At 60.9% G+C, this 23186-nt stretch carries 32 protein-coding genes, 1 tRNA gene and 1 pseudogene; 23 read left to right on the top strand and 11 right to left on the bottom strand.

Going from position 1 to position 23186, the window contains the following annotated elements; all coding sequences use genetic code 11:
• Positions 1-128: 128 nt before the first annotated feature.
• The 12 genes from tdh to NXC14_RS15230 all read left to right on the top strand — a co-directional run bounded on the left by tdh (position 129) and on the right by NXC14_RS15230 (position 10308).
• Positions 129-1166 (top strand): L-threonine 3-dehydrogenase, encoded by a 1038-nt coding sequence (gene tdh / locus NXC14_RS15280; protein ID WP_085778859.1) that lies wholly within the window; start codon positions 129-131, stop codon positions 1164-1166.
• Positions 1167-1177: 11 nt separating this feature from the next.
• Entirely contained in the window at positions 1178-1525 is a 348-nt protein-coding gene (locus NXC14_RS15275) for a GFA family protein (RefSeq protein WP_085778858.1), read from the top strand.
• Positions 1526-1993: 468 nt separating this feature from the next.
• Positions 1994-4051: an RNA polymerase sigma factor RpoD gene (rpoD, locus tag NXC14_RS15270; RefSeq protein WP_011426193.1), complete on the top strand. Its 2058-nt coding sequence runs from the start codon at positions 1994-1996 to the stop codon at positions 4049-4051.
• Between the two features lie 243 nt (positions 4052-4294).
• Positions 4295-4588, top strand: coding sequence for a GYD domain-containing protein (locus NXC14_RS15265; protein ID WP_011426192.1), 294 nt, complete (start codon positions 4295-4297; stop codon positions 4586-4588).
• 143 nt (positions 4589-4731) lie between these two features.
• Positions 4732-5826: a DUF930 domain-containing protein gene (locus tag NXC14_RS15260; protein WP_085780135.1), complete on the top strand. Its 1095-nt coding sequence runs from the start codon at positions 4732-4734 to the stop codon at positions 5824-5826.
• Between the two features lie 103 nt (positions 5827-5929).
• Positions 5930-6091 carry a hypothetical protein gene (locus NXC14_RS33030; protein ID WP_198175456.1) on the top strand — a complete coding sequence of 54 codons (162 nt, stop codon included), beginning with the start codon at positions 5930-5932 and terminating at the stop codon, positions 6089-6091.
• A gap of 56 nt (positions 6092-6147) precedes the next feature.
• On the top strand, positions 6148-6876 hold the full coding sequence (locus NXC14_RS15255; RefSeq protein ID WP_245362158.1) for an APH(3')-II family aminoglycoside O-phosphotransferase: 729 nt from the start codon (positions 6148-6150) through the stop codon (positions 6874-6876).
• A 60-nt stretch (positions 6877-6936) separates the two neighbouring features.
• Positions 6937-7731 (top strand): AraC family transcriptional regulator, encoded by a 795-nt coding sequence (locus NXC14_RS15250; protein ID WP_085778856.1) that lies wholly within the window; start codon positions 6937-6939, stop codon positions 7729-7731.
• A gap of 185 nt (positions 7732-7916) precedes the next feature.
• Positions 7917-8810, top strand: coding sequence for a DMT family transporter (locus tag NXC14_RS15245; protein WP_085778855.1), 894 nt, complete (start codon positions 7917-7919; stop codon positions 8808-8810).
• 2 nt (positions 8811-8812) lie between these two features.
• A complete protein-coding gene (locus NXC14_RS15240; RefSeq protein WP_085780134.1) occupies positions 8813-9511 on the top strand; it encodes a phenylalanine--tRNA ligase beta subunit-related protein in 699 nt (232 codons plus the stop codon).
• Between the two features lie 80 nt (positions 9512-9591).
• Complete coding sequence (locus NXC14_RS15235; protein ID WP_085778854.1) at positions 9592-9990, top strand: DUF427 domain-containing protein; 399 nt, start codon at positions 9592-9594, stop codon at positions 9988-9990.
• A gap of 87 nt (positions 9991-10077) precedes the next feature.
• Positions 10078-10308 carry a hypothetical protein gene (locus NXC14_RS15230; RefSeq protein ID WP_020921849.1) on the top strand — a complete coding sequence of 77 codons (231 nt, stop codon included), beginning with the start codon at positions 10078-10080 and terminating at the stop codon, positions 10306-10308.
• A gap of 215 nt (positions 10309-10523) precedes the next feature.
• Here NXC14_RS15230 and NXC14_RS15225 read toward each other — a convergent pair whose 3' ends face one another.
• Positions 10524-10769: a hypothetical protein gene (locus NXC14_RS15225; RefSeq protein ID WP_085778853.1), complete on the bottom strand. Its 246-nt coding sequence runs from the start codon at positions 10767-10769 to the stop codon at positions 10524-10526.
• A 132-nt stretch (positions 10770-10901) separates the two neighbouring features.
• Here NXC14_RS15225 and NXC14_RS15220 point away from each other — a divergent pair, with 132 nt between their 5' ends.
• The 5 genes from NXC14_RS15220 (at position 10902) to NXC14_RS15200 (ending at position 13977) form a co-directional block, all read left to right on the top strand.
• On the top strand, positions 10902-11621 hold the full coding sequence (locus NXC14_RS15220; RefSeq protein WP_085778852.1) for a Crp/Fnr family transcriptional regulator: 720 nt from the start codon (positions 10902-10904) through the stop codon (positions 11619-11621).
• Between the two features lie 78 nt (positions 11622-11699).
• A complete protein-coding gene (locus tag NXC14_RS15215; protein ID WP_085780133.1) occupies positions 11700-12299 on the top strand; it encodes a DUF922 domain-containing protein in 600 nt (199 codons plus the stop codon).
• Positions 12300-12397: 98 nt separating this feature from the next.
• Positions 12398-12820, top strand: coding sequence for a secondary thiamine-phosphate synthase enzyme YjbQ (locus NXC14_RS15210; protein WP_085778851.1), 423 nt, complete (start codon positions 12398-12400; stop codon positions 12818-12820).
• Positions 12821-13159: 339 nt separating this feature from the next.
• On the top strand, positions 13160-13465 hold the full coding sequence (locus NXC14_RS15205; protein WP_085778850.1) for a hypothetical protein: 306 nt from the start codon (positions 13160-13162) through the stop codon (positions 13463-13465).
• A gap of 167 nt (positions 13466-13632) precedes the next feature.
• A complete protein-coding gene (locus NXC14_RS15200; RefSeq protein WP_085778849.1) occupies positions 13633-13977 on the top strand; it encodes a hypothetical protein in 345 nt (114 codons plus the stop codon).
• Between the two features lie 169 nt (positions 13978-14146).
• Here NXC14_RS15200 and NXC14_RS15195 read toward each other — a convergent pair whose 3' ends face one another.
• Positions 14147-14884, bottom strand: coding sequence for an SIMPL domain-containing protein (locus NXC14_RS15195; protein ID WP_085778848.1), 738 nt, complete (start codon positions 14882-14884; stop codon positions 14147-14149).
• Positions 14885-15310: 426 nt separating this feature from the next.
• Between NXC14_RS15195 and NXC14_RS15190 the strand changes: the two genes are divergently transcribed.
• Positions 15311-15862 (top strand): hypothetical protein, encoded by a 552-nt coding sequence (locus tag NXC14_RS15190; RefSeq protein ID WP_085778847.1) that lies wholly within the window; start codon positions 15311-15313, stop codon positions 15860-15862.
• 157 nt (positions 15863-16019) lie between these two features.
• On the opposite strand, the gene NXC14_RS33025 is transcribed toward NXC14_RS15190, so the two are convergent.
• Positions 16020-16163, bottom strand: coding sequence for a hypothetical protein (locus NXC14_RS33025; protein WP_168296739.1), 144 nt, complete (start codon positions 16161-16163; stop codon positions 16020-16022).
• 249 nt (positions 16164-16412) lie between these two features.
• On the opposite strand from NXC14_RS33025, the gene NXC14_RS15185 reads away from it, so the two are divergent.
• The 3 genes from NXC14_RS15185 to NXC14_RS15175 all read left to right on the top strand — a co-directional run bounded on the left by NXC14_RS15185 (position 16413) and on the right by NXC14_RS15175 (position 18725).
• The gene (locus NXC14_RS15185; protein WP_085778846.1) at positions 16413-16607 is read left to right on the top strand and encodes a hypothetical protein; all 195 of its coding nucleotides are present in this window, start codon (positions 16413-16415) and stop codon (positions 16605-16607) included.
• Positions 16608-16746: 139 nt separating this feature from the next.
• The gene (locus tag NXC14_RS15180) at positions 16747-17373 is read left to right on the top strand and encodes an outer membrane protein (protein ID WP_085778845.1); all 627 of its coding nucleotides are present in this window, start codon (positions 16747-16749) and stop codon (positions 17371-17373) included.
• A gap of 146 nt (positions 17374-17519) precedes the next feature.
• Positions 17520-18725, top strand: a complete 1206-nt coding sequence (locus NXC14_RS15175) for a trypsin-like peptidase domain-containing protein (RefSeq protein WP_085778844.1) — start codon at positions 17520-17522, stop codon at positions 18723-18725.
• Positions 18726-18809: 84 nt separating this feature from the next.
• Here the strand turns inward: NXC14_RS15175 and NXC14_RS15170 are convergent.
• Positions 18810-18885 (bottom strand) — tRNA-Ile (locus tag NXC14_RS15170).
• 221 nt (positions 18886-19106) lie between these two features.
• Between NXC14_RS15170 and NXC14_RS15165 the strand changes: the two genes are divergently transcribed.
• The gene (locus NXC14_RS15165) at positions 19107-19475 is read left to right on the top strand and encodes a response regulator (RefSeq protein ID WP_085778843.1); all 369 of its coding nucleotides are present in this window, start codon (positions 19107-19109) and stop codon (positions 19473-19475) included.
• Positions 19476-19607: 132 nt separating this feature from the next.
• Here NXC14_RS15165 and NXC14_RS15160 read toward each other — a convergent pair whose 3' ends face one another.
• The 3 genes from NXC14_RS15160 to NXC14_RS15150 form a co-directional block, all read right to left on the bottom strand.
• The gene (locus tag NXC14_RS15160; RefSeq protein WP_020921840.1) at positions 19608-19799 is read right to left on the bottom strand and encodes a hypothetical protein; all 192 of its coding nucleotides are present in this window, start codon (positions 19797-19799) and stop codon (positions 19608-19610) included.
• The gene (locus NXC14_RS15155) at positions 19796-20461 is read right to left on the bottom strand and encodes an acyl-homoserine-lactone synthase (RefSeq protein WP_085778842.1); all 666 of its coding nucleotides are present in this window, start codon (positions 20459-20461) and stop codon (positions 19796-19798) included. Before NXC14_RS15155 ends, NXC14_RS15160 begins: the two co-directional genes overlap by 4 nt.
• 212 nt (positions 20462-20673) lie before the next feature.
• Positions 20674-21399 carry a LuxR family transcriptional regulator gene (locus NXC14_RS15150; protein ID WP_085780132.1) on the bottom strand — a complete coding sequence of 242 codons (726 nt, stop codon included), beginning with the start codon at positions 21397-21399 and terminating at the stop codon, positions 20674-20676.
• A gap of 123 nt (positions 21400-21522) precedes the next feature.
• On the opposite strand from NXC14_RS15150, the gene NXC14_RS15145 reads away from it, so the two are divergent.
• A complete protein-coding gene (locus tag NXC14_RS15145) occupies positions 21523-21717 on the top strand; it encodes a hypothetical protein (protein ID WP_020921837.1) in 195 nt (64 codons plus the stop codon).
• A gap of 86 nt (positions 21718-21803) precedes the next feature.
• Here the strand turns inward: NXC14_RS15145 and NXC14_RS32455 are convergent, their stop codons facing one another.
• The 4 genes and pseudogenes from NXC14_RS32455 to NXC14_RS15130 all read right to left on the bottom strand — a co-directional run bounded on the left by NXC14_RS32455 (position 21804) and on the right by NXC14_RS15130 (position 23122).
• Positions 21804-21989: a hypothetical protein gene (locus NXC14_RS32455; RefSeq protein ID WP_157131412.1), complete on the bottom strand. Its 186-nt coding sequence runs from the start codon at positions 21987-21989 to the stop codon at positions 21804-21806.
• Positions 21990-22171: 182 nt separating this feature from the next.
• Positions 22172-22466: pseudogene (locus NXC14_RS15140) on the bottom strand (GIY-YIG nuclease family protein).
• 184 nt (positions 22467-22650) lie between these two features.
• Positions 22651-22890, bottom strand: a complete 240-nt coding sequence (locus tag NXC14_RS15135) for a DUF2934 domain-containing protein (RefSeq protein ID WP_085778841.1) — start codon at positions 22888-22890, stop codon at positions 22651-22653.
• Positions 22891-22915: 25 nt separating this feature from the next.
• A complete protein-coding gene (locus NXC14_RS15130; protein WP_085778840.1) occupies positions 22916-23122 on the bottom strand; it encodes a hypothetical protein in 207 nt (68 codons plus the stop codon).
• Between the last annotated feature and the right edge of the window lie 64 nt (positions 23123-23186).

Below are 23186 nucleotides of genomic sequence, written 5' to 3'. Positions count from 1 at the left end.
AAGCGAGAAACAATATTGGATTTGAGCGGTGTGCCGTGTGGCCCCCTCATCCGCCCTACGGGCACCTTCTCCCCGCTGGGGAGAAGAGGGAATAGCGAAGTCTGCGCCAAGCAAGGTGGGATAGTTGAATGTCGAACATGATGAAGGCGCTGGTCAAGTCGAAGCCCGAGGTCGGGCTTTGGATGGAGAATGTGCCGGTGCCGGAGGTCGGGCCGAACGATGTGCTGATCCGGGTGAAGAAATCGGCAATCTGCGGCACCGACGTGCATATCTGGAACTGGGACCAGTGGGCGCAGAAGACCATTCCGGTGCCGATGGTCGTCGGCCATGAATTTTCCGGCGAGATCGCCGAGATCGGTTCGGCGGTCACCCGCTATCATGTCGGCGAGCGCGTTTCCGGCGAGGGGCATATCGTCTGCGGCAAGTGCCGCAACTGCCGGGCGGGCAGGGGGCATCTCTGCCGCAACACGCTCGGCGTCGGCGTCAACCGGCCGGGCTCGTTCGGAGAGTTCGTCTGCATTCCCGAAAGCAATGTCGTGCCGATCCCGGGCGATATTTCAGACGAGATCGCCGCGATCTTCGATCCGTTCGGCAATGCCGTGCATACCGCACTTTCCTTCGATCTTGTCGGCGAGGACGTGCTCGTCACCGGCGCCGGGCCGATCGGCATCATGGGAGCACTCGTTGCCAAGCGTTCCGGCGCCCGCAAGGTCGTCATCACCGACATCAATCCGCACCGTCTGGATCTGGCGCGCAAGCTTGGCATCGACCATGTCGTCGACGCCTCGCGCGAAAACCTTGCCGACGTGATGAAGGCGATCGGCATGACGGAGGGTTTCGATGTCGGGCTCGAAATGTCGGGTGCAGCGCCCGCCTTCCGCGACATGATCGACAAGATGAACAATGGCGGAAAGATTGCCATCCTCGGCATCGCGCCGGCGGGCTTCGAGATCGACTGGAACAAGGTGATCTTCAAGATGCTCAATCTCAAGGGCATCTACGGCCGCGAGATGTTCGAAACCTGGTACAAGATGATCGCCTTCGTGCAGGGCGGCCTCGACCTTTCGCCCATCATCACGCATCGCATCAAGATCGACGATTTCCGCGATGGTTTTGAGGCGATGCGGTCGGGCAATTCCGGCAAGGTCGTGATGGACTGGATGTGAGGGAAGACGACATGCTCTACGAGGGAAGCTGCCATTGCGGCAACGTTGCTTTCGAGGTCGAAGGCGAATTCACCGAGGCGCTGGACTGCAACTGTTCGCTCTGTCGCAGGCGGGGAGGACTTCTCGCTTTCGTCCCGCGCGAGAAACTGGTGCTGAGGACACCGGAAGACGATCTTTCGACCTATACTTTCAACCGGCACGTCATCAAGCATTATTTCTGCGCCAATTGCGGCATCGCCCCCTTCGGCGAGGGCGTGGCGCCGAACGGTGCCGCGATGGCTTCGATCAATCTGCGCTGCATTCCCGCGATCGATCTCGGCGCGCTGAAGGTGACGCCTTACGACGGCCAAGCTCGTTAGCCAATGTTTGCCCGGATCGGGCGAATATACCGTCGGCACAATTGCAAAAAATGGCCGGAACAACTGGGGCGGCGGGCAAAATTCCGGCCGCCCTTGTCTTTTGTTTGCTGCTTCTTAAATAAGGTTCGCAATCGCAGCCGCGGTTCAAAGCCTGTGGATAAGGCTTTTTCCGAGTTTTCGCGGGCTTTTTTGCTGGAAAAGCTTGACGAGAACAAAAAATGTGGGAATCACCGTTCGACTTGTTGAAACGGTGAACAGGGTCAAGGCGGATCGCGCAACCATGGCCGGAAATCCAAAGGCAAGAAAGCTTTGCTGTCCGGTACCGGCGATCGTGGTTAATCAGGCTTTAAATGTCATCCCGTTAGGTGGGCTCAGGTGATTCAAGGGCGACGCGAGCGGCGCGTCAGGCCCTGAGACGGCCCATTCACCGTAGCGAGATTGGATAGCGTCAGGAAGGCGACGATATAAATGGCAACCAAGGTCAAAGAGAACGAAGACGCGGAAGTCGAACGCGACGGCGCAAGCGACGGCCCTCTTCTCGATCTTTCCGACGACGCGGTCAAGAAGATGATCAAGGCCGCCAAGAAGCGCGGCTACGTGACGATGGACGAGCTGAACGCCGTCCTGCCGTCCGAAGAAGTGACCTCCGAGCAGATCGAAGACACGATGTCGATGCTGTCGGACATGGGCATCAACGTCATCGAGGACGAGGAAGCCGAAGAAGCCGGTGCTTCCGGCGGTGGCGATGACGACGACGCCGGCGGCGATGAGGACAGCGAAGGCGGCGAACTCGCGCCTTCGGCCGGCACCGCGCTTGCGACCGCCAAGAAGAAAGAGCCGACCGACCGTACCGACGACCCGGTGCGCATGTATCTGCGCGAGATGGGCTCGGTGGAGCTTCTGTCGCGCGAAGGCGAAATCGCAATCGCCAAGCGCATCGAAGCCGGCCGTGAGACGATGATCGCGGGCCTCTGTGAGAGCCCGCTGACCTTCCAGGCCCTGATCATCTGGCGCGACGAACTCAACGAGGGCACGACGCTGCTGCGCGAGATCATCGATCTCGAGACGACATATTCCGGTCCGGAAGCCAAGGCCGCGCCGCAGTTCCAGAGCCCCGAGAAGATCGAGGCCGACCGCAAGGCGGCGGAAGAGAAGGAAAAGACCCGGCGCGCCCGTTCCGGCGACGACGACATTACCGATGTCGGCGGCGAAGGCCTGCCTCCCGAAGAGGAGGAAGAGGACGAGGACGAATCCAACCTGTCGCTGGCCGCGATGGAAGCCGAGCTGCGCCCGCAGGTCATGGAAACGCTCGACATCATCGCCGAGACTTACAAGAAGCTGCGCAAGCTGCAGGACCAGCAGGTCGAGCAGCGCCTTGCCGCCACCGGCACGCTGTCGTCCGCGCAGGAGCGCCGCTACAAGGAGCTCAAGGACGAGCTGATCAAGGCGGTCAAGTCGCTGTCGCTCAACCAGAACCGCATTGATGCGCTGGTCGAGCAGCTCTATGACATCAACAAGCGCCTCGTGCAGAACGAAGGCCGCCTGCTGCGTCTGGCCGAATCCTACGGCGTCAAGCGCGACTCTTTCCTGGAGCAGTATCAGGGCGCCGAGCTCGATCCGAACTGGATGAAGTCGATCGGCAATCTGGCCGCTCGCGGCTGGAAGGAATTCGCCAAGGCCGAGAATACGACGATCCGCGACATCCGCCAGGAGATTCAGAATCTCGCGACGGAAACCGGCATCTCGATCTCGGAATTCCGCCGCATCGTGCACATGGTGCAGAAGGGCGAGCGCGAAGCCCGCATCGCCAAGAAGGAAATGGTCGAAGCGAATCTTCGCCTCGTCATCTCGATCGCCAAGAAGTACACGAACCGCGGCCTGCAGTTCCTCGACCTCATTCAGGAAGGCAATATCGGCCTGATGAAGGCGGTCGACAAGTTCGAATACCGCCGCGGTTACAAGTTCTCGACCTATGCGACATGGTGGATCCGTCAGGCGATCACCCGCTCGATCGCCGACCAGGCCCGCACGATCCGCATTCCGGTGCATATGATCGAGACGATCAACAAGATCGTCCGGACCTCGCGCCAGATGCTGCACGAGATCGGCCGCGAGCCGACGCCGGAAGAACTGGCCGAAAAGCTCGCTATGCCGCTCGAAAAGGTCCGCAAGGTCCTGAAGATCGCCAAGGAGCCGATCTCGCTTGAAACGCCGGTGGGCGATGAAGAAGATTCGCATCTCGGCGACTTCATCGAGGACAAGAACGCGCTGCTGCCGATCGATGCCGCCATCCAGGCGAACCTGCGCGAGACGACGACCCGCGTTCTCGCCTCGCTGACGCCGCGCGAAGAGCGCGTGCTGCGCATGCGCTTCGGCATCGGCATGAACACCGATCACACGCTCGAAGAAGTCGGCCAGCAGTTCTCGGTCACCCGCGAACGTATCCGCCAGATCGAAGCGAAGGCGCTGCGTAAGCTGAAGCATCCGAGCCGATCGAGAAAGCTGAGAAGCTTTTTGGACAGCTAAGAAACTCCAAGCTGCGCTCGATCCTCGACAGCTGAGGTTTCGACAATTGCCGTCATGATTGGAAAGCCGGGCGTCGTGCCCGGCTTTTGCTTTTGTGATTAATACCAATGATCCCGGCGGCTTTCTTGTCGCTCAGTGGTGACAAGATTATAGTCCGGCCACGGGGGAAGAAATCGATCGCGGTGCGCGAGCGAGGACCGACGCATGCCCGTGTCGGGCGAATCCTCCGTTCGGAGGTGCAAGATGACCACGTACATTGTGTTGATCAACTGGACGGACCAAGGCGTGCGCACTGTTCGCGACTCGTCAAAACGGCTGGATGCGGCGAAGAAACTGCTAGGCGACATGGGCGGCTCCTTCAACCAGTTCTTTCTGACGATGGGCGGCCACGACATGGTGGCTGTCTGCGAAGCGCCTGACGATGCCGTCATGGCGAGATTTGGCCTTTCGCTGGCGATGGCCGGCAATGTCCGCACCCAGACACTGAAGGCATTCCCGGAGGCTGCCTATCGAGAGATCATCGGCTCGCTCAGCTAACGCATGAGAATTTCAGCGCCTCTCCCCATCAAGGGCGCGGCCTCGGCCCCGCTCGTGGGTGGCCCGTTGCCCAGGTCTGAGGAGGGAACGGATGGCGCACCGGCCAGCGGATGGCTTCGGCACGATCACGAGGTTTTTTGCTTTTGCGGCTTGATGCTGCCGGCTTTAAAGGCCACATCGCTGCTGTGACAGACGAAGTGGACTTGGCGGAGACGAATCACGAAACGGCAAAACGGCGGCCCGAAATCCGCTGGGGTATCGGTGTGTCCGTGCTTCTGCACGTGCCGGTCGTTGCGCTTCTGATTTTCGGCTTGCCGAAGATCGAACCGAAGCCCCCGGAGGACGAGAACGTGAAGGTCGAGCTCGTCCCGCCGCCGGAGGAGAAGAAGCCGGAGGAGAAAAAGGCCGAGGAAAAGCCGCCGGAGCCGAAGCCACCGCAAGAGGCTAAGAAGGAACCTCCGCCACCACCACCGCCGCCTCCACTGGCAAGGAAAGCTGTCGAGCAAGCCAAGCCGAAGCCCATGCAGACCCTCAAACCCGTTACTGAATTTGGAGATAAGACTAGCGGTCCTGACAAGGCCCTGGCGGGAAATGCTTCTCAAGGTGCAAAGAAAGCCGCAACAACTCCACCCCAGCACGATGATGCCTCGGCGCAGGAGCCAACAAGAACTGTTGACGCAAAACCCAAAGCTGAGGAGCCTCCATCAAAACCCGTGCCAGATGAGGTGAAGCTGCCGGAGGTGGCTGCGATAGACGTTTCTCCGGAAAGCAAAGGGCCGCCGACGGAAGCCTCCGGCGAAGCCAATACGAGGATCGGGCCGGCCAAACCGCCTGAGCAGAACATCTCCGATAAGCCGAAAATCCTCCCTGAAACCAAGGACCTGCCGGAGGCGAAAACGCTATTTTCTCGGGCTGCCGATGGCAGTTTATTTGCGCAAACGGCGATGGATGGCCTTTCACGAAAACAGCGAGTGGCGACGCTTTGCACCACTGAGCTGCAGGGTCAACTTGTTCACGGCTCGCCGCCCTATTTCCCTTCCGCATTGCCGAGTTTCGGCCTGCGGGCTGGTACGATTCTGGACGTGAAGGATGCAGCCTTTGGCACAGCCAAAGGCTGGTTCCAGGTTCGCTTCCGTTGCGAGGTGGACGAGGGAGCTACCAAAGTGGTGTCCTTTGCTCACCAGGTCGGCGGACGAATCCCTCGCAGCGAGTATTCCAAATATGATATTGATAACTAAAGCGCGCCGCGATCTTTCGTCGTCTCGCAGCCAGCTACGCGCAAGGAACTCTACCTAACCTTTCCTCATTGGCCGTGATGGTACGGTGAAGAAGGACAATGATATGTCGAACGAGATCGAGCGTTTGCTTGAGCGCCAGGACGAAGCCGTCAGCGTGCTGTTCCTGGAAAACAAAGGCGACGAGCTGACCGATATCCTGGTGGCGGCGCTCGAAGAGGCGTTCGATATCCTGCTCGAAGCAGCCCCAGCCGAAACGATTCATTGACATCTTTCAAGACATTGCCGGCAGGACCTTTCGGCGCCCGCCTGTCCGGCTACCGGATGGAGCGGGATGCGCTCGGCCGTTCGGCCGCGAGCGTCTTTCGCCTGGAAGGCGAGGGCCTTCCGGCGCTCTATCTGAAGGTCGAGGCGGCGGGGCCGTTCGGCGAACTTGCCGATGAGGCGGCCCGGCTCGCCTGGCTCAAGGCCTCCGGCCTGCCTTGCCCGGAGGTGATCGCCCGTGAAAGCGACGACGAACGTAACTGGCTGCTGCTCAGCGCGCTGCCGGGAACCGATCTCGCCAGTGCTTCGGCGCTGGCGCCCCTGGCGCGCATCGAATTGCTGGCGGAGGCACTGCTCGATCTTCATCGCCTGCCGATCACTTCCTGTCCGTTCGATCACCGCCTGGAAAAGCGCCTGCCGGTAGCCAAGGCGCGCATGGAAGCAGGAATCGTCGATGAGGAGGATTTCGATCCGGCCCGGCTGGGAAAAAGCGCCGTCGAGCTCTTTGCTGAGCTCGAGAGCATGAGGCCGGGCAGCGAGGATCTCGTCGTCACCCATGGCGACGCCTGCCTGCCGAATTTCGTCGCTTCCGGCGGCCAATTCTCAGGCTATATCGATTGCAGCCGCCTCGGCGTCGCCGACCGCTATCAGGATATCGCGCTCGCCTGCCGCAGCATCGCCGATAATTTCGGCAAGGCGCTGGTGCAGCCATTTCTCCATCGTTACGGCCTGCCGGCGCCCGATCCGGCGAGGCTCGGTTACTATCAGCTGCTGGACGAGTTCTTTTAGATGGTTGCGTCATAAAGGCGCGGCTGGCAGAGTTGCCGGCATCGGACCTGCGGATGTCAAATGCCGAAAAACCAGTTCAGGATGCTGCGCTCGGCGCTTCCAGGCGTCGAAGCGGTGGAAGCCGAAACGCCTCACAGTTTCGCCAGGCACACGCATGAGCAGTTCGGCATCGGCCTCGTGTCGTCGGGGGCGCAGAAATCGCTCAGTGGGCGCGGCATGGTGGAGGCGGAGGCTGGCGATATCATCACCGTCAATCCGAACGAGGTGCATGATGGCGCGCCGATCGGCGAGCGCCGATCGTGGCGCATCCTCTATTTCGATCCGGAGATCGTCACCGGCCTCTCACAAGAGATCGGCGCAAGGCGCTCGGAAATCTCCCATCCCGTCATTCGCGATGCGGCGATCGCCAGCCGCTTCGGAACGCTGTTTCGCGCGGTGACCGCGAGTGCTGCCGACGGGCTGCTCTGCGAGGAACTGCTGCTGCAACTCGTCGCCAATGTCATGCGGGAAGACGACGGCAGCGAGGCGAGGCCGCCGGTGCCGTCATCCATCCGCGCGGCGCGGGATCTGATCGACGACGATCCTCTTGCCGCCGTCTCGCTGGCCGATCTTTCCCGGGAAAGCGGCCTCAGCCGCTTCCAGCTGCTGCGCGGCTTCGCGAAGGCGACGGGACTGACGCCGCATGCCTATCTCGTCCAGGCCCGCATCCATATCGCCCGGCGGCTGATTGCTCAGGGCACGCCGCTTGCCGAAGCCGCCTTTGCCAGCGGCTTTGCCGACCAGAGCCACATGACGCGCGTCTTCGTGCGCAAATACGGCCTGTCGCCGCGGCTTTATGCCGGGGCATTTCTCTGAGCGGTGGAAGGCTGATTCGTGGTGCCGCAGGCTGCGACCTCTCTCCTGCGTCCTCCTAGAGGTGCCCCCGCAAGGGCCTCGAAGGACGGGGCTGGCCACTTTGCTTCGATTCATGCCCTGCAATTTCGTTCAAGACCCCGGCTGACCGCTGCTGTTTCTTCGGCGCATCCAATCGGAGGCGCGGAATGTCGAGACAGGTTCAAGGTTATTTCTATCTGGCGCTCGCCATGCTGACGGTCGGCAGCACTGTCATCGCGAGCAAGATCATTGCTTCAGGACTGCCGCCGTTTACCGCCACCGCCTTGCGCTTCGCCCTCGCTCTTCCCGTCCTCTTCCTGCTGATGCGGGCAAACGGTGCCCGGTTGCCGAAGCTCTCCAGGCATGACCGTCTCGTCCTCGTCATTCAGGCCGGCGCCGGCAGTGTCGGTTATACGACGCTGCTGATATCGGGCCTCAGCCTGACCTCGGCCGCCGATGCGGGCGTCATCATCGGCACGCTGCCGGTGGTCTCGGCGGCGGTTTCGATCCTGCTGCTGCGCGAACGGCCGGGGCGCGCCCTGCTTCTGGCCGTGGCGCTGGCGAGCGTCGGCGTGTTTTCGATCGCCTTCACACCGGAGGCGACCGGCGGTTCGCTTGCCGGCAATCTGCTGATTTTTCTCGCGGTCATCTGCGAGGGCTTGTTCATTCTGTTGAACAAGCGGCTGACCGTCGACATTCCGCCGCTTGCCCAGTCGACGCTGATGACCGGCATCGGCTTCGCCGTCTCGATCGTTCCGGCCATTTTCGAGGCGCCCCTCACGCATGGGTTTTCAGCCAGTGCTGCCGCTGCCGTCGTCTATTATGCTCTGGTACCGACCGTCGGCGGCTTTCTGCTGTGGTATGCGGGGGCAGAGAGGGTGAGCGGCACGGAAGCCGCGCTCTTCACCGCGCTTGCGCCGATTTCGGCCGTCATGCTCGCTTTCGTCATTCTCGGCGAGCCGATCGGCTTCAACCAGATTGCCGGCATTGTCTGCGTGCTGGCGGCCGTGTTCGGGCTCGCCATTGCAGGAAGCCACAGGAAATTCATCGAAGGGAAATGATCATGCAGTTCAGCCATTCCAACGCGATATGGCAGGCTTTTCCGCAGCTTGCCGCCTGCGCGCTTTTTGCCGAAGGCATTCATGCGGCAGCTGACGTCGAAGAGGCGATCGCAAGTTTCAGCGCGATCGCCGCGGCCCGCCTTGCGGAAGCCCAGGAAAGCGGATTCCCGGAGATCCAGGCGTGGCGGCGCGGCTTTTCCCGCATGGGCTTGAAGCCGACGCAGTATCGCGCGGCATCCGAGGCGCTTCTGCGTCGCTTCCGCCAGGAGCACGCCCTGCCGCGCCTTCATCCGCTCATCGATCTCTGCAATGCGATTTCGCTCGCCTTTGCCATCCCTGTCGCCGTCTTCGACACGGAAAACATTGCCGGCGATCTCCAGGTGCGGCATGCAACGGGGCATGAGACCTATCTCACCTTCACCGGTCAAAGCGAACATCCGGAGCCGGACGAGGTGATCTTCGCGGATGACGAAGGCAGAGCACATGCCCGCCGCTGGACGAACCGGCAGGGCGGCCTGTCGGCGGTGCGGGAGATGACGCGCTCGGTGCTGGTCGTCGCCGAGGCGCTGCATGCCGGGGCCGGCGAGGATACCGCCAGCTTGGTTGCGACGCTCGCGGATGCGCTCGCGCGTCACTGGTCGGCGACAGCGGCGACCGCCGCCCTCAGTCAGGCATCGCCGCGTTTCACATTCCAGGTGTAAGGGAAGGAAACGCTCGGGGCTTGGGCCGGCGGCATGAGCGCCCTATCTCAGGGGCATACTTATCTTCTGGAGACGAACCCATGTTGGACAAGTCGATCAAGATTCCGGGGCCTGACCATCCGATCACCGTCGAGCACAATCCCTGCCGCGTCGTCGTCACCGTCGCCGGCCGGACGATTGCCGACAGCCGCAACGCGCTGACGCTGCGCGAGGCTTCCTATCCGCCGGTCCAGTATATCCCTCGCAGGGATGTCGATATGTCGCTGCTTCAACGCACCGATCACGCCACACGTTGCCCTTACAAGGGCGATGCCTCTTATTACAGTATTGCTTTGGGCGGCAAACGCTCCGAGAACGCGGTTTGGACCTACGAAGCCCCGCATGCCGCCGTCAGCAACATCAAAGACCATCTCGCCTTCTATCCCGACCGTGTCGACGCAATCGAGGAATTGGCTTCGCCCGAGGCCGGCGCTTTCTGAGGATCGCCGGATGGCGGGCGCTGAAAATCGTTCGGGCGGAACCTGTCGCCTTCAGCATCGTTAGGGGCATCATCGAAGGAGCATGCTGTGCCGAAATTCCACTTCCAGCTCTTCGATCGCGATGGTGTCGGCACCGAGACCGGATACGAATTCGAATCCGTCGAGGCTGCCAAGGCAGAGGCGCGAAGGGTCCTCGCGGAAATGGCAGCCGAAGGCCTGCCGACTGCGCCTTTGAACATGCTTTCGGTCGAGCTTTTCGACGAAAGCCGCAAACCACTTGCGGAAATTCGGCTGATTCTGGAAGAGATCGCGAAATAGAAGCGACCGGAACTCCACCGGAGAAATGCCTGTCGACGCTTCCCGGCAATCGCGGAACTATGTCAAATTTAATTGCCGCCCGCCGGGGTGGGTCTTAATGCATGTCGCTCCCGGAAGTGTGCGGATGAGGACATGCATGAAAGCAAGGAGCTAGAGCGCATCCATCGACCAGTTGGATTGATGCGTACATGGGACCCCCCGGCTTCCAGAGGCCGTCATCGAATGACGTCGAGCCATTCATTGCTGAAGACGAGACTGGCGACTGTGACAGGATCGCCGCGCTCGTCGCGGACGGTAACGGCAATCGTCATGCGGTCACCTGCCGGCAATTCGTCTCGTGCCACGTCCAGCAGGATGCGGGTCACCTCTTTGGGGATGTCTTCACGAGATTTGAGCTCGGTGCCGTGCTCGTCGCGGGTCGGACCTTCCCCGTTGTGTAGATCGAAATAGTAGCGAGCCATGTTCTTTCCTGCGCGTCAGAGAGGAAATAACCAATGAAGACAATTGTTCCCGAGGCTAGGCCTTGATGCCTACAGAAAATACAGGTCGCACCGAGACGGCCCCGAGCCCTTGCGATAGCGGGAGACAGGAGCGTGATTGAGCCCTTGTTGCTGAACCTTGGAAGCCGTGATGTGCTATCGAACGAGGAGGAAAACCTTCTTCGATCGATCCTCGTCAAGGACAGGCAATTCTCCGTCGGAGAAGATCTCGTTTCCCAAGGCAGCCGGCCGCCCTTCAGCACGCTGCTGCTCGATGGGTTCGCGGCGCGCTACAAGGTGATGGCGGACGGCAGCCGGCAGATCACCGCTCTTCATGTTGCCGGCGACTTTGTCGACCTCCATGCTTTTCCCGTCAAGGTAATGGATCATGGCATCGTTGCGCTGTCACCCTGCCACGTCGCTTTGGCCGATCATGCCGACTTGAGGGCGATCACCGAGCGCATGCCGCATTTGACGCGGCTGCTTTGGCTCGACACGCTGGTCGACGGCGCTATTCACCGGGAATGGATCGTCGCCATGGGGCGGCGCTCCAAACGCGCTCAGATCGCCCATCTCGTCTGCGAACTCTTCATGCGGCTGAAGGTCGTCAGGCGCACCCGGGGTGAAAGCTTTCAGTTTCCGCTGACGCAGATCGAGATGGCGGACGTGCTCGGCATATCGGTGGTCCACCTCAACAAGACGCTGCAGGCTCTCAGGCGGGAGGGCGTCTTCACCTGGGAGAACCGAACGATCACCATCGTCGATTGGGAACGCCTGCAGGAGATCGCCGAATTCGACCCCGCCTATCTCAGCATCTCCAGAGAGCCGCGCTGATATCTGCCGCATCGCATGCGCGTTGAAAGGGAGGAACGGCGCCGTTAGGGTGGCGGGAATCACTTGACGGGACGATGCGTGACGAAGACTTTTCTACCCTACCTATTGGCGGCAGTTTTCGCCGCATTACCGGCCGCGGCGCAGAGCGAATGGCAGGCGGTCGAGGAGGTGCGGCCCTATTCGATTTCAGGCAAGACCGGCGCCGAACTTTATCAATCGATCGGCGCACAAGGCCCCAAGGCCGGCCTCACCGGCCGGGTCATCGCGCATACGACGTTCAAGCTCACCTGGACCCGCAAATACGAGCCGCAGGGCAATGCCTGCGCCATCGTCACCAATCGGCCGAAGCTCATCATCACCTACACACTGCCGCAGCCCTCGGCCGGGCTGCCGCCAGCCGTCAAGAGCAGCTGGGATGGCTTCATTTCAGGCGTTGCCGCGCATGAGCGGGTGCACGGCGAAACCATCAAGGACATGGTTAAGGAAATCGAGGCGATGAGCGTCGGCTTCACCGTTGCCGACGACCCCGACTGCAAGAAGATCAGGGTCGAGCTGACCCGGCGCCTCGGCGAGATTTCCGCAAAGCAGCGCCAGCGCGGCCGCGACTTCGACAAGGTCGAAATGGGCGACGGCGGCAATATCCAGCAGCTCGTTTTGAAGCTGGTGAATGGGCCTTAGCCGATGGCGGGCATCGATCTGCCCATGCGGGGGCCATTGACTTGGCCGTCACGGCGCGCCAACTCGCGGGCAATGTCATTGCGAGACGGAGAACGCCCGTGCCCCAGACAATCCTCACCCTGTCCACGCGCGGCCAGGGACTTTACGAATTCACCGATCAGGCCGAGGCCTTCGTCAGCGCCGCGGGACGGGACGAGGGGCTTCTCACTGTCTTCGTGCGCCACACGTCCTGTTCACTGCTGATCCAGGAAAATGCCGATCCTGACGTGCGCACCGATCTTCTCGCCTTCTTCCGTCGGCTCGTGCCGCCGGCCTCCGACCCATCGATGGGCTGGGTCGTGCACAGGGCCGAGGGGCCGGACGACATGCCGGCGCATATCAAAGCGGCGCTGACGCAGGTGTCGATCGGCATTCCGGTCGCCAGGGGGCGCTTGATGCTCGGCACCTGGCAGGGCCTCTACCTCTTCGAACACCGCGACCGGCCGCACCAGCGCGAAATCGTGCTGCATCTCGGGGCCTGAGAGCGCCGTGCGTCCTTGCCGAGGCTATGGCACGGCCATCAGCCATCGGCCACGCGGCACACCGATCAGCCCACCAGCCGCATGGCACCACGATCAGCCCTCATCCTGAGGCGCGTAGGCCATAGGCCGGAGCCTCGAAGGAGGGGGGCGGGTGATGAGCGATCTCCTTCAGACGAGAGATCACGCGAATCCCGATCGAAAGAAGAGCCGTCAAAAACCGCTCATCTTCTTGTGAATGCAAACTGAATGGTCGGTTCGAACAGCATTCAGCTTGCCGCATTTAGTGTCGAGGCAATCCCTTATGGGAGAGCTTAAAAGACCAATCGACGGAGACACTCCATGACGCATTTCCTCACCAAGGCTTGCCTTGCCGCAGTGCTCGCCCTCTCATCCATTCCGGCCACTGTTTCCACGGCGGCAGCCGCAGGGCCGCAGACGAACTTCATTGTCGAGGCGCAATATTATCGTCCAATCCGCGGCTGCTCGCCGATGCACGCCGTGAACAAGGCGCGCGATTTCGGCCTGCGCAGAGCCCACATCACCCGCATGTCGCCGCGTGTCGTCGTCGTCGCCGGACGCGATCGTCGCGGCTGGGACAGGATGGTCTTCGCCAATGTCCGCGGCTGCCCGCTGATCCGGCGTTGAATATTGCACGGCAAGCGCCTATGTGCGCTTGCCCTTTCGCCTTGACGGCGACACTTTCAGCCGTCTCTTCTCCGATTTGTATAAGTGATTCCACTGACGCTTCGGCGTGATGCGGAGAGTGGGGAGGGCGGCTCGACCGCACCGACTATGGAACGAAAGGTTTTTCGATGATGCAGTTTCTGGCAAAGGCGGGTCTTGCCGCCATGCTTGCCGCAGGCACTCTTGCCGGCACCGTGGTCCCGGCGGCCGCCCAATTCAGTTTCATTATCGGCGATCAGGATCGTGATCCGCCGCGCGATTATCGCCGTCCGCCTCCGCCGCCGGGCTTCGGCCGGCGCCCGCGTGGCTGCGATCCGCGGCTGGCGGAAGATCTCGCCCGCGATTGGGGCTTCCGCCGCCCGCGCGTCGTCGACATCACCCCGCGCCGCGTCATCGTTCAGGGCTGGACCCGCCGCGGCCCCGATGAAATGAGCTTCGCCAACGTCCGCGGCTGCCCCGCTTTACGCCGCTGATTTTCCAGATTACGGGCCTCGTCTCCTCGATGCGGCCCCAGAACCGCCTTTGCCAGTCTCCCCGATCGGCAAGGGCGGTTTTCTTTTTGTGCGATTCTTTACGCTCGGCCTGACTGCGTCCAAGGGCCCCTTCCCACGAGTGGGAGGGGCTAAGCTGCCGCGCTTCCGTTTACTGCTCGATGGCGAAGGTTACGGTGACGCTGACAGTGTAATTGTTCTCGCCGCCCTGGACGGGAACTGCAGCGTCGGCTTCCTTCATCATCGTGGCGCGATAAGCGGGCTGCGGCAGCGGGCGCGGCTCATTCTCGTTGATTTCGATGATGCGGCCGAGCTTGACGCCGGCGGCTTCGCTCAGCGTTTTGGCCTTCTTGACGGCTTCGGCGACGGCGTTCTTGCGCGCCTCTTCGAGCGCCCCATCCGGCTTGTCGTTGGTAAACTGGATGTCGCCGCCCTGATTGATGCCGAGTGTCACCGATTGGTCGATCACCTGGCCGAGCTTGGAAAGATCGCGCAGGCGCACAGTGACCGAATTGATAGTCTGGTAGCCGATCAGCTGCGGCTGCTGCTGCTGGCCATCGACCGGCTGCGGATAATTAAACTGCGGCTGGATGGAGAAGCCCGAGGTCTGCAGGTCGCGCTCGGCGATGCCGCCGTCCTTCAGCGCCTTCAGCACGTCATTCATCGCCTTGTTGTTCTCGTCGAGCGCTTCACGGGCGGTCTTCGCCTGCTTGACGACGGCGAGATTGACGACGGCCATGTCGGGCGCCAAGGACGATTCGCCATCGCCCGTCACCGAAATCACCGCCTCACGCGGCTTTGCTTCCTGCGCCAATACAGGCGCGGCACTGCCGAGCGGCAGGGCCAGAAGGGCAGTCATCACAAGTGTCTTGGACAGAATCGGCGCCATGTTTCATTCCCTAGTTGTCGTTTCCCGATGAGCTTTCTGTCGGTTGATTGTGAAGCTATTGCGGCGGAAGGGAAGGAGGCGGTGAAGGATCGGGAGAAAAATGTGAGGGTGGGAGGAGAGGGCGTTCCGTGGCCGCCCGCTCTGGCCGGGCCATCTACCCCACAAGCGGGGGATTGGCTGGGTGCGATCGCCCGCCAAACGATCAGCGTTCAGCCCGGGGAAACGCTGGAGAGACGCGAAGATTTCGCCACTTATGATCTCCCCACCTGTGGGGGATGCCCGGCAGGGCAAAGGGGCGCGGCACGGAAGGCCTGCATTCCTGCATCTTTTAACGCTCACCTTCCCAAATCCCGCAAAGCTGCTAGCAATGACGGCGGGTTAAGCAACAGGGGCTTCCGGACACGCCATGTCCGGCAAGGGGGCAGCATGCGCTTTATGACAATTCTTTCGATCGGCCTCGCCATCTGTTTGACGGGCTGCAGCCAAGTGGCAGAAAGGGCCGAAAACGCCGCCAACCGCTCATACACCAGCTATGCGCTGGGCAAACCCTATGTGGAGGTCGCCAATCTCGGTCAATCGCCGATGGCGCGGCTCTCCGGCTCCGAAGCAACCTTCGGGCCGATGATCGGCGCAACACCGTTGAAGAACGGCATGACGATCTACCGACATATGGCGCCCGCCGCCAGGACCGAGACCGGCACGAACTTCGTCGGCCTGGTCGGCAGCTCCATGATTTCCGAGAATAACCGGCTTTCCTATTTCCTGGTCGGCGCCGACGGGATCGTCAAGGATTGGGCCACGGGCTCGGTGCAGGGCAGCGCCAGCGACTGCGTGCAATATATCGGCGGCATCATCAACCGCTGCAACGATATGCGCCAGCTCCAGGCTTCGCTGGCACTCTACGACGCCAGGGTGGCGACCAAGGCCGGTCAACCCATTTCTAGCTGGGGCGAACCGTCTGCACCTGCGATCAACTGAGAATGCGCGGCAACCCGGGCGAGGTCTTGTACCTCACCCGGCGGCCGGGACCTTGGGCGGCTGACGCTGTCGCGCAGATCTGTGAAACGGTCTTGGGATAAAATCCTGCAAGACCAGAGGCCGAAGCCCGGGAGCGGATCGAAGGACCCGCCGCGCCTCAGGCGCCGAAATCATCCATGAAGGAGGGATGGATCGCGGGCTTGCGCTCTTCGCGGGCCTCGCGAATGCGCTGGGGAACCGCACCGAGACCGGCAACAAAACGGGTCAGGAGATTGCGATTGAAAAGTTTCTGTAGGCTCATGGCAGTTCACTCATTCTTTTTTTTGTTAGCTGGCGGCATATATTTTGCGCAGGCTGCCTTAACAACGGGCAATTTTGCATGACAGTTATGTGACAGCGGATGGTCATGAAAAAGCGGGTAGAAAAGCGATCACTTTAGCGTGACAAGAACCCGCCGGAGGCAGTCGATTGCCGCAGATCAATGCTCTCTGCACCGCGGCGTGTAAATTGTACGGTTTGGGTGGAAGTCATGCCCCGAGGAGAAGCTCAGATGAACCGATTTTTCGCATTGATCGCGACCGGAACGCTGATCAGCCTTGCCACGCTCATTTCGGCCTGCACATCGTCAGGATACATCGACCAGACTTCGTCGATCGACGGCGGTTACTACTACGAGAGTCAGCCGCTCAACCCGGCCTGCGGTGGTGGGTTCAGGCCAAGCGATGGGCGTTCGTGCAGTTATTAGAGGGTGCGATACTTGCCATGATCGCTTCGGCGGATATGTTCTCTACCGTGCAGTTATGCGAGTGTGTCTTTGGCGTTACAGCTATTTGTTGAACGAGGCTGTATCCTCCAGTTGTGTTGCAAGACATGGGGTCACGAACATGAAGCTCACGATCGCCACCACTTTTCTAGCACTCGTCGCAACGAGCGCCTTTGCAGCGGATGCAGTGCAGGACGTCCCAGCCGCCCCTGTTGCGGCTGCGCCAGTTTTCACTTGGTCAGGCCCGTATCTCGGCATCGATGGCGGCGCCAGTTGGCTAAACGGTGACTTCAGCGCCGGCGGCGCCAGCGATTCTCAGGATTTCAACGGCGGCGTTTTCGGTGCATTTGCGGGTTACAATTTCCAGTTCGACAACAACATCGTCGTCGGCATCGAGGGCAACCTCGAATACAACTGGAACGAAGAGGAAGCGCTAGGAGCGGATGTCGGCACCGATTGGGCCGGCGCTGTTCGTGGTCGTGTCGGCTACGCCTTTGACAGAGCGCTGCTTTATGGCGCGGCTGGCTGGACTGCTACGCGTGGATACGTTGACCTGCCGGGGCTAGACAAGGAAACCGAGACCTTCAACGGCTACACCGTCGGCGCCGGCGTCGACTTTGCCATCACCAACAACATCTTCGCCCGGGGCGAGTATCGGTATAATGACTTCGGCGAGAAAGACATTCTGGGCGTTGATGTCGACCTCAACCAGCACGAACTCAAGTTCGGCATCGGCGTGAAGTTCTAGGCACTGTCGGTTGGTCGGTGAAAAGAAGCCCCGCCAGGATAGCGGGGCTTTTGCGTTTCATGGCAATGCCATTAAGCCTGCCTGCAAGAGATGGTTGAAATGCGCTCGCTCAAGGGTCTAATCTCCAGACAACTGGGGATATACTAATGACAACCGTGCGCCGCTCAATCTTGAGCGCCTTCTTTTCCGCTGCCCTTGCTCCCATATGTCTTGCCGACGGTCCGACGTCGTCAGGTACCGGCTTCGCAGTAACCACGGATGGCTGGCTGCTGACCAATGCGCATGTCGTGCAGGCATGCAAGCGCATCGAAATAAAGGGCAGGGGTGACGCCGCCGACCCCCGGATTGATGCCACCAACGATCTAGCTCTGGTGAGGGTCGACGCGGCGAAGCCGTTGCAACCACTTGTCTTTCGTCGTGCGCCGACGCGGCTCGGCGAAGATATTCTAGCCATAGGCTTCCCGCTGGCAACGCTGCTGTCGGATTCGGTTAAGGTCACCACAGGCAATGTCAACGCGCTTGCGGGGCTTCGAAACGACACCCGATACATCCAAATTTCGACACCGATCCAGCCTGGCAATTCCGGCGGACCGGTCGTCGACCGCGATGGCTTTCTTATGGGCATCACCAGTGCGACGTTGTCGAAAGGCATCGCAGACGAAATCGGCATCACGGCACAGAACGTGAACTTCGCTATCCGCGCCTCGGTTGCGGATCTCTTCCTGCAGTCTCAGGGCATCGCTGGGCAATCCGGCGACAGGGCGGCAGACCAGCAGCCGCTGTCGACAGCCGACCTAGCGGACAAAATCACCCCTTCGGTGTTCCAAATTCTCTGCTACGGCGAGAAAGAGGAACAGGTGTCAGCCACCATGCCACGCGCGGCGACCAATCTGCCCGCACAGCCAACGACTTCATTCATCGATGCTCGAGGCTACGACGCGATCGGCTTCGATTACCGCGCCGTCAAGGACGTCACTTATGCGGGGTGCCACGAGATCTGTGAAGGCGACAGCCAGTGTAAGGCGATTACCTACAACACCAAGCACGGCGTTTGCTTTCTAAAGGATAACGTCGTGGCCCTGATACGCAATGCGGATGCAGTCGCCGCTTATGCATCGTCGAAGTCAGCCGATGTGATCGTATCAGATTTCACCAGCTATTCTGGCATGGATCTTCCCGGCGGTGACTACAAGCGCCTACGAGGCAGCAACTATTTGCAGTGTTTCACCGCTTGTATCAGCGACAACGCTTGCAAGGCATTCTCCTATGTTCCCAAAAAGTCCGAATGTTGGCTCAAGAACACAATCGGTCGGCCCAAGGCGACTAAAGGTGTGGAGTTAGGGGTTAAGTAAACGAAGGCACCTCATCCAGCACACACACCTCCGAGCCTGTTCGGCGCGAAGTTCTCACTTAAGCCATCGGCGAGGGCAAGAATATGGTGGGCCCGGAGGGACTCGAACCCCCAACCAAGCGGTTATGAGCCGCCGGCTCTAACCATTGAGCTACAGGCCCTCCGCGTCGGATGTCCGACGCCGTGATGCCGGAGGCCGGCACCTGGATGCCGGGGCAATGGTTCCCACGACATTGGTTCGCTCTAGCCCAAATTGCAGGGAGCCACAAGCGGGCAGGGCAACATCTGTGGATGATGCATATTTCGTGGGCAGAGGCACTGGAACCTTCGCACAGCGGAAACACTTATTCGAATCATATTCCGCTGAAAAGGGCGATTGCAGATGGTGGCTTCGAGCAGTGCCGTGGTGCTCATCGTGGAGGATGAGCCGCTGATCCGGTTCAATATCCTCGATGTGCTGGAGGATGTCGGCCATGTGGCGTTGGAGGCGGCGAATGCGGATGAGGCGCTGGTGGTGCTGAAGGGTCGGCAGGATGTCGATATCCTTTTCACCGACGTCAACATGGCCGGATCGATGGATGGCATCCAGCTTGCCAAGCGGGTGAGGGCGATGCGGCCGAATATCGGCATCATCATCACCTCGGGCATGGTGCGGCTCGATCCGATGGCCCTGCCTGCCAATACCACCTTCCTGCCCAAGCCCTATCTGCACGATACGCTGATTTCAACGATCGATTCCCTGATGGCTTGACGTCCTTGAGGCGTTGACGACCCGAGGTGACCGGGGGGCGCGCAGCCGCAAAACGGGGACAGGTTTTGCGGCTGCGCGCGAGGCGCTGCGAGGCGTGCCCCTCTTCAGGCGCGGCGGAGGGGACCCGCGCCCTCAGCCGAAGCTGCTCTTCAGCGCCTCATTCTCATGCTGAGCCTTCTTTTCGTAGATTGTGAACAGCGCCATCGAAAGCAGATAGGAGAGGAAGGGATCCCCTATCTGCGTGGCGATGTCGCGGGATGCGAGGACATGGCGCTCCAGCGCGGAGATGTCTTTCGGTGTTGCGGTTTCAACGAGGCGTTTCATGCTGCCATCTCCAGGAATTGCGTCACGACCGAGCGGGCCGGAACATGTCTGACATAAAGGGGTAGGGTCAGGCCGAGGGCGGCGCGCATCTTGCGCAGCACGCGGTCAGATACTTCGAAGGCGCCGCAGCAGACGGGATACTTGCCGTAGCCGTCTGCCCGGCCGAGTTCTTCCACTTCGGCGCCTGCGCGTTTGTAGACACGCTTGAGATAGGGTTCGTAGTTGGAAATCATCGTGTGGATGCCGTGGTCGAGCGCGCATTCGCAGAGCGCCAGCAGCATCATCGAGAAGGCGCGGCCGGCATCGATGTTGGGGAAATCCCTGGCGATCGCCTCTTCGTCGATGCACATACGCGTGCCTTCCCAGATACCCGGAGCCACGAGATCGGCGGCGGCCGGAAAGGTCTCACGGAAGACGTCGTAGAGAAGCGTCGGACCGGTCGTCGGCATCAGGCGCATGCCGCCATAAAGGCGCGTGCGGCTGTCGTTGCACCAGACGAGGTAGGCCGGAGAAAGTGAATCGTAGCTGTCGCGTTCGTAGGGGCCGATGACGGGAACGTCCCAGCCGAGCTGGTCGGCGAAGACCTTCTTGCGCAGGCGGAACATCTGCTCGAGTACGGCGGCGTATTTCTGATACTCATGTGCCTGAATGATAACGAACATTTTGCCCTCCAGCGTTTGCAGTTCGTGGAGAGCAGAATGGTTCAGGCGTGCCGGATCGGAAATTCCCTCAGATGGGCCCCCTCAGATGGGGGGATTAGCCCAAAAGTATGAGGCTTGGGTCACGACCGGCGAAAACGAGGCGCGGCCGGAAGATCGCGATCCTCCGGCATTTGAAGTGACACGTCGTAACTTCGGAAAATCGATTTCGATTCTCAGGGATTGATGATGCGCAGCTGCACCGCCCGCGAGGCGGCGGCCGAAATCGTGGCGCAGCCGAGCTTGAAGCGGGCGGTTTTCAGGTAATCGCGCGTCGTGTGCTCGGATATGCCCAATATCACCGAGATATCCTTGTAATCCTTGCCGAGCGCGGTCCAGTGCAGGCACTCGATCTCGCGCGGCGACAATGTCGGCACCGGATCATGCTCGCCATGCAGTTCATAGACGGCCTTGCGGTGGATCAGATGGGCGATCTCGATCCATTCGTTGCGGCAGCGGCGCACAAGCTCAGCCCATTCCTCGACCGGGATGCGGGCGTTCAGCGACAAGAGCGCGCGGCGTTGCGCCTTGTCGGCGACGGGAATGGAATAGCCGTTGCCGCCGATGCCGTGTTTCTGGGCGTCGACCAGCATGGCATAGGCTTCCGGGGTCGGCTCGACCTCGCTCCAGTCGAAGGGCAGTTGGCGCTCGAAGCCCTGCTTTACGATCGGATCGACTTTCACATAGCTGTTCAAGAGGTAGCGGGAGACCCAGGCATCCGGATAGGTGGTGCGCACGAAGGGGGAATCGATCTTGCTCGCGATCGTCTGGGCGAGATGGTAGGTCACGAAATCGAGACCATATTCTGCCTGGAGAATACGAATGGCGGCATCCACATTGGTTGCAGCCCTGATCTGTTCGAAAGCGGGTTCGAACTTGTCGCTGTAGGTATTCTCGGTCATTTCCATTGTCCCAGTTCTCTCAATCTTACCGCGAGGACCGTCATAAATACAAGGCATCCCCACATATGCGGGGAATGACAATCCGGCCGCCGCCTGCTAGCGCCTTTCATGAGGAGACCTCATATGGACAGCAAGAGACCGTTCGAGATTGCCGAATGCCGACAGGCCGCCAAAGGCCTGAAATCCAGCTGGCAGGACATGGCAGGTTCCGAAGCGTTGATCCGCGCCCTTGTTGCCGAACGCAACGGCGACACCCCTTTGGCGCTGTTCTGGACCGAGGTCCACCGGGCGCTTTGCCAGGAAAACAACGCTTTCTGACATGGCCCGCCCCGGCGGGCGGTGTAAGGCTTTCCCCGACATGAGAGGCCCGGCCCGGCAGCAATCAGCGCCGCGGCCGGATGGAATCACGCTTCGCGCATGCGCACTTTTTCATCACTGTTCCGTTTCCGATTTTGCGGGAAGAGTGTCGAGCGGCAATGTCGCGGGCGGGTGAAAGAAAAGCCCGTACTCCATGGATTTATGCCAATATGCTTGACGAAGTGTTTCAAGCGGAAACAGCGGCGTTCGGGGAAGAGGGTGGACTGTGCCATTATCGACGCTCCCCGTCTTCGGCGCGCCGCTCCGTCTTCCGTTGAAGCAAGCCGCACCCCTCTCCGCCTCCGGCGAGGCAAGCCGCATCCCTCTCTCCGCCATCGTGAGACCACACCTTCTCTCCGCCCTTATCCTCAGGCCCCCCGCAGGGGCCTCGAAGGACGAGGTCGGCCACCGGGGCTTACCTGGCCTTAACCGACCCCCGTTTGGACAAATCTGGCAGCGCCCCGTAGTCCAAGGCGATCAACGCCTCCTTTTTGCGGCGCGACCAGCCTTTGATCTGCCGCTCGCGGGTGATGGCATATGATGCGGTCGTAGGTTTCGGTAAAGACAAGTTCGACCGGAAGGCGTTTGGCAGTGTAGCCGTCATAGGTCGCGGCATTGTGCTCCCACACACGTGCCTCGATCTCTTGCTTGGTCAGCCCGGTATAATAGGAGCCGTCGCTGCAGCGGAGGATATAGACGGTGACTTCCATGGCGGCAGGCTAGCACGGGGAGCGAGCGGGGGGCAATCGCGCGGCAGGGTGCTCCCGCCGCCAGGGAGGCAGGCTGCACCCTCCCTCCGTTCTCCGGTGAGGCAAGCCGCACCTTCTCTCCGCCCTCATCCTAAGGCGCCGCGCAGGGGCCTCGAAGGACGAGGCCGGCCACCGGCGTCCTGGATTAACCGGCCTTGGCGGGCGGAGTGAGCCAGCCGGCGCGCGGCAGTTCCGGCCGTTGCGGCTTCGGGCGGAACTTCACCAGCACTTCACGTCCGTCGACGGAGGCCTGCGTGCGTTCCAGCGCGTCCCGCTCGGCGACTGCCTGGCGCCAATGTTCGCTGTCCCGGCCGTCAGGGCGGCCCTGTTCTTCCCAGATCGCATAGGCCCGTTTGCTGATCCACTCATGGCGTTTGTCGCTCATCTATCGATTCCGTTCGTGAAAGGCGTTATTCGGCAATTCTGTCCGGCAGAACAGGCGCGCGGCGCTTGGCTGCCATCAGCAAATCGAGTTCGATCGAGGAAGGCCCGAAACGGGTAAACAGACTCTCGGCCTGGTCGCTGCGCAGGCCATATTTGGAGGCGAATTCATCAAGGCTGTAAGGACGGCCGCGCAGGACTTTGGCCCGCCGCTCCGGTTCACGGATCTGCGTCATTGGTGGTAACCCCATCTGCTTTTACGAAGTGCGCGAACAAAACAGATTACAGCCGCAAAAGTTC

The sequence above is a fragment of the Rhizobium sp. NXC14 genome (assembly GCF_002117485.1).
Classification (GTDB): domain Bacteria; phylum Pseudomonadota; class Alphaproteobacteria; order Rhizobiales; family Rhizobiaceae; genus Rhizobium.
The sequence above is the reverse complement of the archived record's forward strand: the minus strand, read 5'-3'. Positions and strand labels throughout refer to the sequence as shown.

Coding starts and splice junctions, on each gene's coding strand:
- NXC14_RS15165 (WP_085778843.1), top strand. CDS start 19,107: ATGGTGGCTTCGAGCAGTGCCGTGGTGCTCATCGTGGAGGATGAGCCG.
- tdh (WP_085778859.1), top strand. CDS start 129: ATGTCGAACATGATGAAGGCGCTGGTCAAGTCGAAGCCCGAGGTCGGG.
- NXC14_RS15185 (WP_085778846.1), top strand. CDS start 16,413: ATGAACCGATTTTTCGCATTGATCGCGACCGGAACGCTGATCAGCCTT.
- NXC14_RS15275 (WP_085778858.1), top strand. CDS start 1,178: ATGCTCTACGAGGGAAGCTGCCATTGCGGCAACGTTGCTTTCGAGGTC.
- NXC14_RS15190 (WP_085778847.1), top strand. CDS start 15,311: ATGCGCTTTATGACAATTCTTTCGATCGGCCTCGCCATCTGTTTGACG.
- NXC14_RS15135 (WP_085778841.1), bottom strand. CDS start 22,890: ATGAGCGACAAACGCCATGAGTGGATCAGCAAACGGGCCTATGCGATC.
- NXC14_RS33030 (WP_198175456.1), top strand. CDS start 5,930: ATGTCGAACGAGATCGAGCGTTTGCTTGAGCGCCAGGACGAAGCCGTC.
- NXC14_RS15205 (WP_085778850.1), top strand. CDS start 13,160: ATGACGCATTTCCTCACCAAGGCTTGCCTTGCCGCAGTGCTCGCCCTC.
- NXC14_RS15150 (WP_085780132.1), bottom strand. CDS start 21,399: ATGACCGAGAATACCTACAGCGACAAGTTCGAACCCGCTTTCGAACAG.
- NXC14_RS15175 (WP_085778844.1), top strand. CDS start 17,520: ATGACAACCGTGCGCCGCTCAATCTTGAGCGCCTTCTTTTCCGCTGCC.
- NXC14_RS15130 (WP_085778840.1), bottom strand. CDS start 23,122: ATGACGCAGATCCGTGAACCGGAGCGGCGGGCCAAAGTCCTGCGCGGC.
- NXC14_RS15250 (WP_085778856.1), top strand. CDS start 6,937: ATGCCGAAAAACCAGTTCAGGATGCTGCGCTCGGCGCTTCCAGGCGTC.
- NXC14_RS15225 (WP_085778853.1), bottom strand. CDS start 10,769: ATGGCTCGCTACTATTTCGATCTACACAACGGGGAAGGTCCGACCCGC.
- rpoD (WP_011426193.1), top strand. CDS start 1,994: ATGGCAACCAAGGTCAAAGAGAACGAAGACGCGGAAGTCGAACGCGAC.
- NXC14_RS33025 (WP_168296739.1), bottom strand. CDS start 16,163: ATGAGCCTACAGAAACTTTTCAATCGCAATCTCCTGACCCGTTTTGTT.
- NXC14_RS15180 (WP_085778845.1), top strand. CDS start 16,747: ATGAAGCTCACGATCGCCACCACTTTTCTAGCACTCGTCGCAACGAGC.
- NXC14_RS15245 (WP_085778855.1), top strand. CDS start 7,917: ATGTCGAGACAGGTTCAAGGTTATTTCTATCTGGCGCTCGCCATGCTG.
- NXC14_RS15155 (WP_085778842.1), bottom strand. CDS start 20,461: ATGTTCGTTATCATTCAGGCACATGAGTATCAGAAATACGCCGCCGTA.
- NXC14_RS32455 (WP_157131412.1), bottom strand. CDS start 21,989: ATGGCACAGTCCACCCTCTTCCCCGAACGCCGCTGTTTCCGCTTGAAA.
- NXC14_RS15255 (WP_245362158.1), top strand. CDS start 6,148: ATGGAGCGGGATGCGCTCGGCCGTTCGGCCGCGAGCGTCTTTCGCCTG.
- NXC14_RS15235 (WP_085778854.1), top strand. CDS start 9,592: ATGTTGGACAAGTCGATCAAGATTCCGGGGCCTGACCATCCGATCACC.
- NXC14_RS15240 (WP_085780134.1), top strand. CDS start 8,813: ATGCAGTTCAGCCATTCCAACGCGATATGGCAGGCTTTTCCGCAGCTT.
- NXC14_RS15160 (WP_020921840.1), bottom strand. CDS start 19,799: ATGAAACGCCTCGTTGAAACCGCAACACCGAAAGACATCTCCGCGCTG.
- NXC14_RS15195 (WP_085778848.1), bottom strand. CDS start 14,884: ATGGCGCCGATTCTGTCCAAGACACTTGTGATGACTGCCCTTCTGGCC.
- NXC14_RS15200 (WP_085778849.1), top strand. CDS start 13,633: ATGATGCAGTTTCTGGCAAAGGCGGGTCTTGCCGCCATGCTTGCCGCA.
- NXC14_RS15265 (WP_011426192.1), top strand. CDS start 4,295: ATGACCACGTACATTGTGTTGATCAACTGGACGGACCAAGGCGTGCGC.
- NXC14_RS15145 (WP_020921837.1), top strand. CDS start 21,523: ATGGACAGCAAGAGACCGTTCGAGATTGCCGAATGCCGACAGGCCGCC.